The organism is Polaribacter sp. KT 15, from assembly GCF_900143115.1.
GTDB classification, from domain to species: Bacteria; Bacteroidota; Bacteroidia; order Flavobacteriales; family Flavobacteriaceae; genus Polaribacter; species Polaribacter marinaquae.
On sequence record NZ_LT670850.1, the window covers coordinates 1,736,461 to 1,750,616 of the forward strand.

The 14,156-nt window shown below is 31.1% G+C and carries 12 protein-coding genes; 8 read left to right on the forward strand and 4 right to left on the reverse strand.

Features of this window, described 5'->3' with window-relative positions:
• The first annotated feature begins 10 nt into the window (after positions 1-10).
• The 4 genes from B5464_RS07855 (at position 11) to B5464_RS07870 (ending at position 3,104) form a co-directional block, all read left to right on the forward strand.
• The gene (locus B5464_RS07855; RefSeq protein ID WP_077810834.1) at positions 11-268 is read left to right on the forward strand and encodes a SemiSWEET family sugar transporter; all 258 of its coding nucleotides are present in this window, start codon (positions 11-13) and stop codon (positions 266-268) included.
• Positions 269-362: 94 nt separating this feature from the next.
• Entirely contained in the window at positions 363-827 is a 465-nt protein-coding gene (locus B5464_RS07860; protein WP_079737931.1) for a hypothetical protein, read from the forward strand.
• A gap of 49 nt (positions 828-876) precedes the next feature.
• The gene (locus tag B5464_RS07865) at positions 877-2,286 is read left to right on the forward strand and encodes a PAS domain-containing sensor histidine kinase (RefSeq protein WP_079737932.1); all 1,410 of its coding nucleotides are present in this window, start codon (positions 877-879) and stop codon (positions 2,284-2,286) included.
• A gap of 35 nt (positions 2,287-2,321) precedes the next feature.
• Complete coding sequence (locus B5464_RS07870) at positions 2,322-3,104, forward strand: enoyl-CoA hydratase/isomerase family protein (protein ID WP_079737933.1); 783 nt, start codon at positions 2,322-2,324, stop codon at positions 3,102-3,104.
• A gap of 94 nt (positions 3,105-3,198) precedes the next feature.
• Here the strand turns inward: B5464_RS07870 and B5464_RS07875 are convergent, their stop codons facing one another.
• Entirely contained in the window at positions 3,199-3,783 is a 585-nt protein-coding gene (locus B5464_RS07875) for a DUF3244 domain-containing protein (RefSeq protein WP_079737934.1), read from the reverse strand.
• Positions 3,784-3,986: 203 nt separating this feature from the next.
• Between B5464_RS07875 and B5464_RS07880 the strand changes: the two genes are divergently transcribed.
• Positions 3,987-4,856, forward strand: a complete 870-nt coding sequence (locus tag B5464_RS07880; RefSeq protein WP_079737935.1) for an AraC family transcriptional regulator — start codon at positions 3,987-3,989, stop codon at positions 4,854-4,856.
• 194 nt (positions 4,857-5,050) lie between these two features.
• On the opposite strand, the gene B5464_RS07885 is transcribed toward B5464_RS07880, so the two are convergent.
• From B5464_RS07885 to B5464_RS07895, 3 genes are all read right to left on the reverse strand, one after another.
• On the reverse strand, positions 5,051-5,710 hold the full coding sequence (locus B5464_RS07885; protein ID WP_079737936.1) for an HD domain-containing protein: 660 nt from the start codon (positions 5,708-5,710) through the stop codon (positions 5,051-5,053).
• A 3-nt stretch (positions 5,711-5,713) separates the two neighbouring features.
• Positions 5,714-5,947, reverse strand: a complete 234-nt coding sequence (locus B5464_RS07890; RefSeq protein WP_079737937.1) for a hypothetical protein — start codon at positions 5,945-5,947, stop codon at positions 5,714-5,716.
• 74 nt (positions 5,948-6,021) lie between these two features.
• Entirely contained in the window at positions 6,022-6,432 is a 411-nt protein-coding gene (locus B5464_RS07895) for a BrxA/BrxB family bacilliredoxin (RefSeq protein ID WP_077810842.1), read from the reverse strand.
• A 156-nt stretch (positions 6,433-6,588) separates the two neighbouring features.
• Between B5464_RS07895 and B5464_RS07900 the strand changes: the two genes are divergently transcribed.
• The 3 genes from B5464_RS07900 (at position 6,589) to B5464_RS07910 (ending at position 14,130) form a co-directional block, all read left to right on the forward strand.
• Positions 6,589-7,353: a TerB family tellurite resistance protein gene (locus B5464_RS07900; RefSeq protein ID WP_077810843.1), complete on the forward strand. Its 765-nt coding sequence runs from the start codon at positions 6,589-6,591 to the stop codon at positions 7,351-7,353.
• 151 nt (positions 7,354-7,504) lie between these two features.
• Entirely contained in the window at positions 7,505-9,841 is a 2,337-nt protein-coding gene (locus B5464_RS07905) for a DUF11 domain-containing protein (protein WP_154066952.1), read from the forward strand.
• Positions 9,842-10,194: 353 nt separating this feature from the next.
• A complete protein-coding gene (locus tag B5464_RS07910) occupies positions 10,195-14,130 on the forward strand; it encodes a DUF11 domain-containing protein (protein ID WP_172830872.1) in 3,936 nt (1,311 codons plus the stop codon).
• Positions 14,131-14,156: the final 26 nt, after the last annotated feature.

A 14,156-nucleotide genomic window follows, 5' to 3' on the forward strand; every position in this document is an offset into this window, starting at 1 on the left:
AAGAATAATTATGAACGCTTTTTTTGAAATTATTGGTTTATTAGCAGCGCTACTAACTACCATATCTTTTTTACCGCAAGTATATAAAACATGGCAAACCAAAGATACTTCTGGGTTGTCTTTAACAATGTTTATTGTGTTTTTTTTAGGTATTGTTTTATGGCTTATTTACGGTATTTATTTAAATAGTTTACCCATGATTTTAGCCAATACAATTACAGCAGTGTCTTCTATGTATTTAATAATTATGAAGTTGAAACATAAATAGAAAACATATTTTTAATGTGAAATTGATAAAGCCATTACAGTATTTGTAATGGCTTTTTATTTAACTATCTTGTCCTACCTAAAATAAACTTCAAATGAAAACAAATTATTTCTTCTTTATATTGATTTTTGGAATGCTTTTTGGTGCCTGTAAACAAGAAGAATCCTTAGAAAAATATATGGCAAAAAGTTGGGAAACTAATTATTTAAAAATAGAAATGCCAACTTTTGAAAATACAGATTCTTTAAATGTTTTTGAAGATAAATTTGATAATAATCCTATACAAGTAGCCCAATCTAAATACAATTTAGATGGTACTTTTACAGCTTGGTTTTTAACCAATTCTAATCAGAAAATATTAGAAACCGATGGTACATGGAATGTGGTTGGAGACTCTTTACAGGTTTCTTTTTTTTATAATAATAAAGAGATGAAGGTAAGTTACAAAATCACAAAAACAGAAGAAGGATTTATGGGGGAAAGTAAATATGATTGGGATAATGATGGTGTTGCAGATGATTTTTTAACAATGAAAACGAAAGAAATTAAAACTGAATAATTTGAGTTTATTTAAAAACATATCTTTAAGAATACGTATTTTCTTATCGATGATTTTGTTGGTGCTGTTGGCATCAGTATTAATTCTGGTAGTTACTGTTTATCAATACGACGAGCAAACAAAAGACTATAATATACAAAGGTTTGAGCGTAAAGAAGCCATTGCCAAAAAAACTATAGAATTAGAGCTTACAAATAAAACTACGTATGCTGTAAAAACAGAAAATCTTCCAAAAATTTTTCAGAATAGAATTTACGAAATTTCATCTATAAATAAATTAAACATTACTATTTATGACTTACAAGGTAAGATGCTAAAAACCTCTTTTGGTAACGCTTTCGAAAAGATAGATAATACGCCTTTAACAGATTTTATTGTTACCGAATTGGCTCAAAATTCGAATCATAGAATTTTTAAAAACAAACAAATTGATGGTACAGGATATCAAACATCATATTCTTATATCACAGATCCAAAATTTAAAAGAATTGGTATTTTAGAATTACAATTTACTCAAGACAATTCAGAAATAGAACACGAGTTAAAAGAATTTATTTACAGGTTAAGTTTGGTATACGCACTAATGTTTTTAGTAGCAATATCTTTAGCTTATTTTTTATCTAGTTATATAACACGCTCTATTAAAACAATTTCAGACAAAATGCAGCAAACACGTTTGAATGAAAGAAACGAGAAAATTATATTAAACAAAGCAAGTTCAGAAATTGAAGTTTTGGTTGCTGCGTATAATAATATGATTGATCAATTAGAAGAAAGTGCAGCAAAATTAGCAAGAAGCGAGAGAGAACAAGCCTGGAGAGAAATGGCAAAACAAGTTGCTCACGAAATAAAAAATCCGTTAACACCAATGCGTTTATCGGTACAAAGTTTCGAGAGAAAATTTAATCCAGAAGACGAAAATATTAAAGAAAAATTAGCAGAATATAGTCAAACTTTAATTCAGCAAATAGATGTTATGAGTTCTATTGCATCGGCATTTTCTGACTTTGCAAAAATGCCAACTCAGAAAAAAGAAGAAATAGAAGTAATTAGTGTTGTAAAATTGGCTTTAGATATATTTAACGAAAAATCGATAAAATATCTTCCAGAAAACAAAGAATTATTTGCTTTTTTAGATAAAACCCAGTTAATTAGAATTGTAACTAATTTGGTTAAAAATGCCATACAAGCTACAGAGAATGAAGAAAATCCGTTAATACAAGTCGAGGTTTTAGAGCATCAGAATATAATAAAAATTGTTGTTTCTGATAACGGAAAAGGAATTTCTAATGATGTAAAAGATTTAATTTTCGAGCCAAAATTTACCACAAAATCTAGCGGAATGGGATTAGGTTTAGCAATGATTAAAAATATTATAGAAGCATACGATGGTAAAATATCTTTTACTTCTACTGAAGGTGAAGGAACTGTATTTACCGTAACCTTGCCAAAAAAATAAAGACGAATTACAATTTAATAATAAATATACATTACATGAATTTTGATAATATATTAGTTGAAAAATCAGCGGCTTTAGCCAAAGTAATTATTAACAGACCCAAAAAATTAAATGCCTTAAACAAAGCAACTATAGAAGAGTTACATCTGGCTTTTAAAAGTTTAGATAACGATGCAAGTGTAAAAACAATTTTAGTAACCGGTAGCGGAGATAAAGCATTTGTTGCCGGAGCAGATATTTCTGAATTTTCTGACTTTTCTATTGAAGAAGGTGGTAGTTTGGCAAAAGCAGGACAAGAAATGTTATTCGATTTTGTAGAAAATTTAGCTACGCCAGTAATTGCTGTAGTAAATGGTTTTGCGCTTGGTGGTGGTTTAGAATTGGCAATGGCGTGTCATTTTAGAATTGCTTCTGATAATGCTAAAATGGGATTACCAGAAGTTTCTTTAGGTGTAATACCAGGTTATGGTGGTACACAACGTTTACCGCAATTGGTTGGTAAAGGTAAAGCTATGGAAATGATTATGACTGCCGGTATGATATCTGCAGAAGAAGCAAAGCAAAATGGTTTGGTTAATTATGTAACTACGCAAGAAGAATTAATGCCTTTAGCAGAAAAATTGGCATCTAAAATTTTAAGAAATTCATCTGTTGCAATAAGTGCAGCAATAAGTGCTGTAAATGCTAATTATAAAGATGGTGTAAATGGTTTTAATACAGAAATAGAAGCTTTTGGTAACTGTTTTGGCACAGAAGATTTTAAAGAAGGTACTACTGCATTTTTAGAAAAAAGAAAAGCGAATTTTCCGGGAAAATAATTTTAAAAAAATAGCATAAAAAAAGCGAACCAATCAAGGTTCGCTTTTTGCATCAAATTATAGCAGTAATCTGATGAAACAATTAACTAAATTTTTATAGATTAAAATCTTGTACGTAAGATCTATTATCACTTTTTATAACCACTTTGTAGTCTCCTTTTATTTCTTTTGATACTTTATAAACTCTACTTAATACATCTTCTGTATTTGTAACAGTTTCAGAAAAAATAATTTCGTTTTCGTAGTATAACTCTACTTTTACTGGCTCTTTTTCGAATGTAATTTTAGATACATAAACTGTGTCGTCTTCTGCTCTAATTACTGGTTTAAAGATTGTTTTTTCGTCGTTAAAAGAAATTTCACCTTCGTTTACAGTAAAGTATTTTACTATTATTTCGAAATCTTTTTCTAATTCTGTAGTGTAATTTCCTTTTTCTAATTTAGATAAATCAAATATCTGAGAAAATGAACCTGTATTTTTAATTACCTGAGTATAAATTACTGTTCCGTTTTCGTTCTTTATAGATAAAGTATGTCCCTTTTTTACAGTTCTATACTCTAATCTTACTCTCTTTCCTTTTACAACGTCTATAGAGTTACTATTTACGTTTGCGTAGTTCATTAATGTTCCTAACATCATAACTACTACTAATAAGTACTTTTTAATTGTTGTTTTCATTGTTTTTCATTTAATGATTATTAACACTACAAATGTATGGCGGTTTTACAACCCCAAAAACATCAAAATTGATTAATATATATGCTAAATTATCATCACAAATACCGACTATTTCGTTGTAGGTTAATTTAGCACATAATAAAGTTAATTTTATATATTTTATTACATTTAAGTGTTGTAATTTTGTAGCTTAAATTATTTAAATGAAAACAAAACCTACTTTAGAAAAAATTACGCCAAGTTTTGGTAGTTCTTTGTTGGTTAAAAAACACGTACAGTTTTTAAAGGAGAATAAAGCATTTTGGCATTTTCATCCAGAAATAGAAATTGTATACGTTAATAAAGGAAAAGGTAAAAGACATATTGGTAACCATATAAGTTATTTTAATAATAGTCAATTAGTACTTATTGGTTCTAATTTGCCACATTTAGGTTTTACAGATCGATTAACTACAAATGGTTCTGAAACCTTAATACAGTTTAAGCCAGATTTCTTAGGAGCAGAATTTTTTAAGATTCCAGAAATGATTGCCATTGATCAATTATTTGAGCGTGCAAAAAAAGGAATCCGTTTTAATATTGAAATTAAAAAGAGAATTGGTGCTAAAATAGAAGAGTTAGCAGATTTAGAAGGAGCAAGTAGAATTATTTCTTTTTTGCATATTTTAAAAGAATTGGCTTTAACAGATGATTATACTATTTTAAATGCAGATGGTTTTGCTTTTGAAACTCAACCGCAAGACAGTAGTAAGATAGATATTATATTTAAACATATTAACGAGAACTTTAATCAACATATAAGTTTAGATGAAATTGCGGGCTTAGTAAGTATGACGGTTCCGGCGTTTTGTAGATTCTTTAAAAAAACAACCTCTAAAACTTTTACCAAGTTGGTAAATGAATATAGGGTTGTGCATGCAACAAAATTATTATCAGAAAGTAATATGAGTATTACAGATATTTGTTATGAGTGTGGTTTTAACAATTTTTCTCACTTTAATAAATTGTTTAAAGAATTTACGGGGAAATCTGCTTCAAAGTATAGAAGTGAAATGTTGAATTTAGTTCAATAGAGAAAAAATTAGTTTAGAACTTTAGATTTTTATCCCATTTGATCAAAAAAATTAAAATAAAGGATTCTAATAGCTTTATTTGAGTTGTGTTTTGTAATTGGGTTTTATAAAATAAAAACTGCTTTAAAAACCATTTTAAGGTGTTAAAAACTATAATTTCTGATTATTGATTTTATCTAAATTATAATTTTTAGTTATTTAACGCCGTTCCACTCTTCATAAAATTGTTTTAGAAAAGTTTCCATAAAAAGATGTCTTTCTGCAGCAATCTTTTTTCCAGACGTAGTATTCATTTTATCTTTTAGAAGTAAAAGTTTTTCATAAAAATGATTGATGGTTGGTGCGCTAGAGTTTTTATATTCCTCTTTTGTCATATTTAAATTAGGAATAATTTCTGGGTCGTAAAGCGCTCTGTTTTTAAAACCACCGTAATTAAAACATCTTGCAATACCAATGGCGCCAATTGCGTCTAATCTATCTGCATCTTGAACAACTTGTAATTCTCTAGAATTAAAATTGGCATTAGTATTTTCGAAAGAGTTTTTAAAAGAAATGTTATTTATAATGTCTACAACGTGTTTAATGATTGTAGGTTCAACGTTTTGTTTTTTAAGAAAATCGTTTGCAACTTTGGGCCCTATTGTTTCGTCTCCGTTATGAAATTTTGGATCTGCAATATCGTGTAATAAAGCTGCCAAAGAAACAACAAAAACATCTACATTTTCTTCTTTAGAAATTAATATTGCATTTTTAAAAACACGTTCTATATGAAACCAATCGTGCCCACCTTCTGCATTTTTTAATTCTTCTTTTACAAATGCAATTGTTGCTGTAATAATTTTTTCTTGATTCATTTTTTACTTTCTAGAAGCTAATTCTGTTTTTATTTTTTTCATTTCTATAAACATATAGATGCTCATCGGTATAAAAAATAATGGTAAAAATGTATGAAAAGACATACCGTTTTCTATAGTAGAAAATATTGAAAAGAAAACCATTAAAACAATTACAACACACTTTATTGCAAACATTTTTTTTTGAGTCTTTAGCTTTTTAGTAAGCTCTTGTTTAGTATATGTTGTAAATGCCATTTTAATAATTTTAGTAAAAATAAAAAATCCATTCTTAATTAGAATGGATTTTTTAATTCTTTAATATAGGTTGCTTAACAAAACTCTTCGTATGCTTGCGCTAAATTTTGAGCAATCATTTGTGCAGATCTACCTTCTATATGGTGTCTTTCTAACATATGTACTAAATTACCATCTTTAAATAAGGCAATTGCTGGTGAAGAAGGAGGAAAAGGAACCATAAACTCACGTGCTTTTTGTGTAGATTCTTTTTCTACACCAGCAAAAACAGTTGTTAAGTTTGTTGGTGTTTTATCTGCTCCTAAAGATGCAATTGCACCTGGTCTTGCAGTACCAGCAGCACAACCACAAACAGAGTTAACCATTACTAAAGTTGTACCTTCTTTAGACATTGCGTTTTCAACGTCTTCACTTGTATATAATGCTTCAAAACCAGCGTTAATTAACTCATCACGCATTGGTTTTACTAATTCTTCTGGATACATAATTGTTTATTTTAAAGTACAAAGATAAGTATTAGTTCAGTAAAATTCAACTTTATAGATATTGATGTTTCAATGCATATATCAATAAAATTGATGCACTAATTTTTGTCTTAAAAAATGTAGTTTTCATATCTTTGAAAACATACAAAAAAGAATATGGGAAATTTTACAAAATGGTTAGGTGCGGGTTTAGGATTTACTTTTGGAGGGCCAATAGGTGCTGCAATTGGTTTTGCAATAGGTAGTTTTGTAGATGGTTTTTCTGAAGATGATTTAAAGCAAGAAAGAATAGATTACGAAAGGCAAAGAAATTCTGGTAAATCAAGAGGCGGTAATAATACACAGTCTGGAGATTTTGAAATGAGTTTACTTGTTTTAGCATCTATTGTAATAAAATCTGATGGTAAAATAGACGAAAAAGAACTAGATTTTGTAAGAAATCAGTTTGTAAACATGTATGGTAAACAAAGAGCAAATAGTGCTTTTAAGTTGTTTAACGGTATTGTTAAAAAAGATATTTCTGCACGCCAAGTCTGTATTCAAATTAGGCAACACATGCCTCACGCATCTAGATTGCAATTAATACATTTCTTATTTGGTATTGCGAAAGCAGATGGTTTTGTTACTGAGAGCGAAGTAGAAGAAATTAGAAAAATTGCAGGTTATTTATACATTAATGATAAAGATTATATTTCTATAAAAGCAATGTTTTATGATGAGTCTGATAATGCATACAAAATTTTAGAAATCTCGAAATCTGTAACAGACGCCGAGGTTAAAAAGGCATATAGAAAAATGGTTAAAAAATACCATCCAGATAAATTACAAGACTTGGGCGAAGAGCATTTAAAAGGTGCAAATGAAAAATTTCAAAGGATACAAGAAGCTTACGACCGAATAAAGAAAGAGCGAGGAATGTAAAAGCTACCTACCTATGTAAATAAAAATGCATAAATTTGAACTTTATGTATTTAGAATCATCATTTAAAAAACTAGTTTGAGTTTAAAAGTGCCTTTGTTAAAATTTATTTCAATAAAATTATTTTTTACTTTTATAATTGTAATATTTTGTGTGTCAAATAATTATGCTCAATTAGATAGTGAGCATTATTTACCACCTTTAAAACAAGTTTTTAATAACGCAGGTATACAGCAGCAAGCGGTATATTTTTCAACTCCAGAAACGACACCTTTTCCCATAGAGATTTATAGAGGTAATAGTACAACTCCATTGTTAACTCTTACAGGTTTAGTTAAAGGTTCTGGTAAAATATTTGATAATTCTAACGGTTTAGGCAACGGAGATAATAATATAACTTTAGTAACAGATACAAATACCGGAGAAGTTTTATCAACTGCGGGTTTAAGAATTATTGCTCCTGGCGGGCAAAAATTTTATGTAAATTATAGAGGGAGATCTGGTGCACAAGCTGGTTCTTTAACTTCAAAGGGTTCAAAAGCTAAAGGAACAGAGTTTAGATGGGGAGGAATACCAAACAGAGCAGAAGATAATAATAATAGAAAATTGTCTACAACCCTTGGTATGATGGCTACAGAAGACGGAACAGTTGTAACAGTTTCGGGATATGATAGTGGTGTTAGATTTAGAAAAGGAACAAACGCAGGAGGTATTACAGGTACTTCTCAAACGATAAGTCTTAATAAAGGGCAATCTTTTGTATTAGAAGCTGTAAAGAATCAAAGTGCTTCTAATGTAGACGGTTGGTTGGGTGCTAAGATTGAAGCAACAAAACCAATAGTCATAAGTAATGGTGGACTAAACGTAGGTGTAAGAACCGGAAGCCAAAGTAGAGATGTTGGTATAGATCAACCTGTAGCTGTAGAAAATCTTGGTAGAGAATATGTTTTTGTTAGAGGAAATGGTACAAATGAAACAGAGTTTCCTATAATTGTTGCAACACAAAATAATACACAAGTATTTGCTGGCGGAAATTTAATAGGAACAATAAATGACGGCGAATATTTAGAGATTCCGGGTAGTAATTACTCTTCTACCAATGCTGGGGCAAGTATGTTTGTTACAACATCTAGAGAGGCATATGCTTATCAATGTTTACAGGGTGCTACAGGAAATAAAATTCAAACAATTGGTATGAATTTTATTGCACCAGTTAATTGTTTACTTCCAAATTTAATGGATGAAATATCAGATATAGATAGAGTTGCTGGTTTTCTTACAAACGAGTCTGCAATTACAATTATAGCATCTGCATTAACGCCAAATACAAATATAAAAGTTAGAGAAAATGGTGTTTTAGTACCTTTACCAACACCTGTTTTTCCCGCAGGAACTTCAGATTGGAAAACTTTTTATGTAAACGGTTTGTCTGGTGAAATAGATGTTAATTCTTCTGGGCCAATAGCTGTTGGTACCTTTATGAGTTTAGGGGCTAACGCTGGTTTGGCGGGTTATTTTTCTGGCTTTGATACTGTGCCAGTTGTTGGTGTAGAAATTACTGGTGGTGGTTGTTTTCCGGCAGGAAATTTAGAAGAGAGTACTAAAAATTTTGATGCTTACCAATGGTATAAAAACGGAAATATAATTGCGGGTGCAACATCTGCAGTCTATACACCAGATAGCATTGGAGAATATTATTTAGTTGTTACAGAAGGTACCTGTTCTTATTCTTCTAAAACTGTAGACGTTTTTAATTGTGATCCTGATATTGTGGTGAAAAAAACTTCCGATATTTCAGGTGATTTAACAGACGGAGACGAGGTAAATTTTACGGTTACGGTTCAAAGTTTTGGTTTGTTTCCTGTAACTAATTTAGTGATTCGAGATATTTTTCCAACACAGTTAGATTTAATTAGTGTTACTCCAAGTCAAGGTACTTGGGTAAGTCCAGATTGGACAATTGGTACTATGGAAGCTGGAGAATTGTTTACTTTAAAATTTGTATCTAAAGTACCTAATAAGCCAGAAGAAGGTGTTTTTTCTAATGTAGTTTCTAATACACAAGATCAAGTAGATAGTAACGACTCTGCGGATGATTTAATAGAAAGTTTTACGTTAGTTTCTAAAAAAATAGATTTATCTTTAAATAAAACAGTTGACAAATCAGTTGTAAAATTAAATGATATTGTAACTTTTACGCTTACTTTAAGTAACAAAGGTCCAGATACAGCTACAGGTATTCAAGTTAAGGATTTATTACCACCTGGTTTAGAATATGTAGGCTTAGGTTCAGAAATACCTGTAAATACAACTTATAATTCCACTACCGGAATTTGGGATGTTTCTGCTTTAGATTTATTACAAAACAATTCAATTGTTTTAAAAATCAGAGCAAAAGTTACAGATTTAAATGTTTTAATAATAAATAAAACAGAAGTTTTTAAGACAGAACAAAAGGATTTAGACTCTTTTCCTAATTCAGAAAACTAAGCAATACTGCACTTCATCGGTCTTAAATTGTATTTTATCGATAGATTTATTTTAATACACGCTTATATTTTAATTTTGCTTTTAAGAAAAAAATTAACATTTGTTAATAAATATTATAAATTTTTATTAAATTTGTTATGATTGTACTTTTTAACCCCCGAAAAGCGTATGGAATCAAAATTACTTCTAACATCACTTCCCTTTTTAAAGAAGAGTAATTTTATCTGTGCTTTGGTTTTAAGGTTTTCAGAAAATTTTTTTCTTACACAAGAATACATTTCTTTTTACAAATACAAATCTGTAATTGCTATGGGCGATAACAGGTTAAAGGTTATATACAATTATATATGATTATGAAAAATTACATATCACATAGCATAACTAAGTTGAAGAATAATTTTTCTTTAACAAGAAATAATGCGACTTTACTACCAGTTTTTCTAATGCTGTTGTTTGCTTTTGCAAGTACAAATACATCTTTGGCTCAAGATACTTTCGAAACATCTTTTGATAGCTGGGTAAATATTGCAGGAGACCAAAGTAATTGGGTAAGAACTACTGGTTCTACGCCAAGTCCAAATACTGGACCAACAACTGGTTCTGGAAGCGCAACATATATTTATTATGAGGCAACTGGTGGTACCACTGGAGATGTGGCTTGGATAGAAAAGGTTTATGATTTTAGAGGTAAAGAAAATGTACAATTAGTTTTCGATTTTCACATGTGGGCCAATTCAGCAGATGTAAACGCTATGGGTTCTTTAGATGTATTTGTAAATCATGAAGGTAGTTTAACCAATGTTTTTACAATAACGGGTAATCAAGGTAATAATTGGTCAAGAACAAACCCAATAAATTTAAGTTATTTTGATGGTAAACTAGTTAAATTAAGATTTCAGTCAACAAGAGGTACTCAGTTTACTAGTGATATTGCTCTTGATAATATAAATGTTACATCTCAAGTATCTGCTCCATTAGATTCGGACGGAGATGGAGTTGTAGATGAAGACGATTTAGATGATGACAACGATGGTATTTTAGATACCGAAGAAGGTTGTGAGACAGCTACAAGTTCTACATTTACATTAGATTCTACAGAAAGTCTACTTGGTGATGTAAATAGTGGAGGTAAGTTAGTGTATAAAGATGTAGATGGCAACAGGGTAGTTTTAGAAGCTGCAGGTACTGTTGGTGATGATGCAGGTTTTCCTGATTATGGCCCTAATGACGGAACTGTAGTTGGTGATATTAGCATCGGTGAAATAGGTTTTGAAATTGCAGGAAATGATATAAATGATCAGCCTAAATTAAGGGTTTCTGCATTTTCTGCAGATGGTATTCCGTTAAAATTTATATCAATTGGGCTTGGTGGTATTTCCGATATGGATAATTCTACAGCTCAAGACGCAATTGCGGCAGATGTACCGGGTTCTTGGTCTAATTTAACCGTAGCAGGCAATACATTATCTGTCGGTCAAATTACTACATCTCCAGTAGGTGCAACACCAGTTTCTGGTGTAACCCAAGCACAATTAAATGATTTTGATTTTAATAATTTTGTAAACCAAGGTGCTGTTTCTGAAGTAATTTTTAATATAGGAAACCCTCTGGTAGAGGGAGATTATAATGCTACATTTTCACCAGATGAACCAACAAGTTCTTTTAATTTAATTGTAGATGATATTAAAATTAATGAAGGAGGTATTCGAAATATACTTACAAAATTATTAACAACTACTATTACCATAGAGTCTATTATTTGTAGAGATACAGATGGTGACGGTATTCCAGATAATTTAGATTCAGATTCTGATAACGATGGTTGTACAGATGCTAACGAAGCATATTTTGGAACAACTTTAAGAGTAGATGGAGACAATGATGGGTTTTATGGCAATGGCGCAGTAACGGTAGATGGTCAAGGTAGAGTTGTAGGTGCCTCATATAATACACCTAATGCTGTTTATTTAGATGAAACGGTATCTGCTTGTTATGACACAGATAATGACGGTGTGCCAGACAGTGTAGATTTAGATGATGATAATGATGGAATTTTAGATTCTATAGAATGCCCCTTGACTCCTTTAAGTGCAGCCGCAGATGCATCTTATTATCAGAGTTCTCACGGGCGATATTTTTCAGTTTCAAATAACATAAATGCAAATGGATATATAGAATCTGGTTGGTCTGGTGCAATATCAGAGGCAGGAAGTGTTGTAGTATCTGAAAGTGACTTTACAAGTACAACATTTTCTAACGGATCACTTACTATAAGTTCAGATGTTAGTGCTGCTGCAAATACAAGTGCAGTTGGCATAAGCGTAACAAATGCAGATTCATTTATATCTGGGGCTTCTGGTTCTGGTTATTCAATTGTTCCTGGAGATCCTAGATCTGAAACGGATCAAAATTTAACAACAAGTGTATTTATTAATTTTACAAATCCGGTTTACAGCTTCGGATTTGATTTGGTAGATTATTTTGATCATGGTTCGGCTGGTAGTTTTGAAGATGAATGGGGAATTTATGCAGATGGGAAACTGATATTTAAAATTGGTCCAGATAAATCGGTTGGTTCTGGTATTTCTGGTTTGGTTGCTTTAAAAGATGGCGCAGGTAATTTTTTATCTAACATTACTGTAGGTCAAAATTTAGAAACTTTTATTGGTTTTATTCAACCAAGACCAGTTTCTACTATAGAAATTAGGCATAGTTCAACTTATATTACAGATAGTTTTGGTGCAGATAATTTTGGTATTGACGAGTTTAGGTATAGCGAAGAAGCACCATGTGATTTTGATAAAGACGGAATACCAAACTATTTAGATTCAGATAGTGATAATGATGGATGTTCAGATGCAGATGAGGCTTATTATAATGGTTTAGCAGATGCAGATTCAGATAATAATGGATTTTATGGCTCTGGCGCTCCTGCGGTTGATGCAGAAGGGAAAGTAACAACAGCTTCTTATGCAACACCAAATGCTTATTATTTAAATACAGCAGTTATTACTTGTGATGATAATGATAAAGACGGCATACCAGATGCGGTAGATGTAGATGATGATAATGATGGTATTTTAGATACAGTAGAAGACGACTGTAACAACACAACCTTAATAACAAATACTACAGATTGGACTCAGGTTGATGCAAACACAGCAACTAGAACAGTTACTGTAGATGGAGAAGTAGTAACATTTACGGCTACACTTAGCAATCCAGTTGGTCTAGGTGGTATATTTAATGGGACTAACCATACAGCATCACCAAATATTAGGTTAACTTATGAAGTTGATGTAAGTCAGAATTCTAATTTAGTAACAATAACTTCTTCTAATAATAATATTCCTGTAGCATTACGTTTTACAGATTTAGACAACATTTCTGATTATTATCAATATTTTGAGCCAATATCTCAGCAACCTGTGGCAACTCCTGCAGGCTGGACATCTTCAGACGGTTTAGCAGCACTACCAGGAAACCCTGGTAATCGTTTTCATTCTAATGAGTTAGATGCCGATAATGATGGTGCAGATGGTGTATTTTATTTTACCGGAAGTTACCCTATTACACTAAGAACAGGGACAAGTGTATATGGCGCTGTATCTGGTTCAACAGCAAATTTTGGTATAGATGTAGTAGTTCCTATTTGTTCAAATTACGATTTTGATGGAGATGGTATTCCAAACTCATTAGACACAGATTCAGACAATGACGGATGTCCAGATGCAATTGAAGGTGCAGCAACATTAACTTTAGATAAATTATCAACTTTTACAGGTGGTAGTATTGGTGGAAGTTCACAAAATTTAGGGGCTAATGTAGATGCAAACGGAAGTCCTATTGTTAGTGGCCAAGGAGCAACAGGTTTTACTCAAGCTTCTACAAACGATGTTATAGATGCAAATGTAAGTTTAGCTTGTGCTATAGATTTAAACATAACAAAAAAGGTTGATAAACCAATTTTAAAGATTGGTGAAACAGTAATATTTACATTGGTGTTAACTAACTCGGGGCCTCAACCTGCAACAAATGTTCAGGTAAGAGATTTGCTTCCAGCAGGTTTAACATACAATGCAGCAAGTTCTGTAATTGCAACAAATACAACCTACAATCCAACAACTGGTATCTGGGATTTAAGTTCTCTTACAATAGGAGTTAATGACTCTGTAGAACTTAAAATAGCAGCAACAATAAATACTTTAGGTGTAATTATTACAAACAATACAGAAATCTTTTCTACATCAGAAACAGATAAAGATTCTACACCTAACAGTAATAACTAATAAATAAATTTAAAAAGATGGAAAAA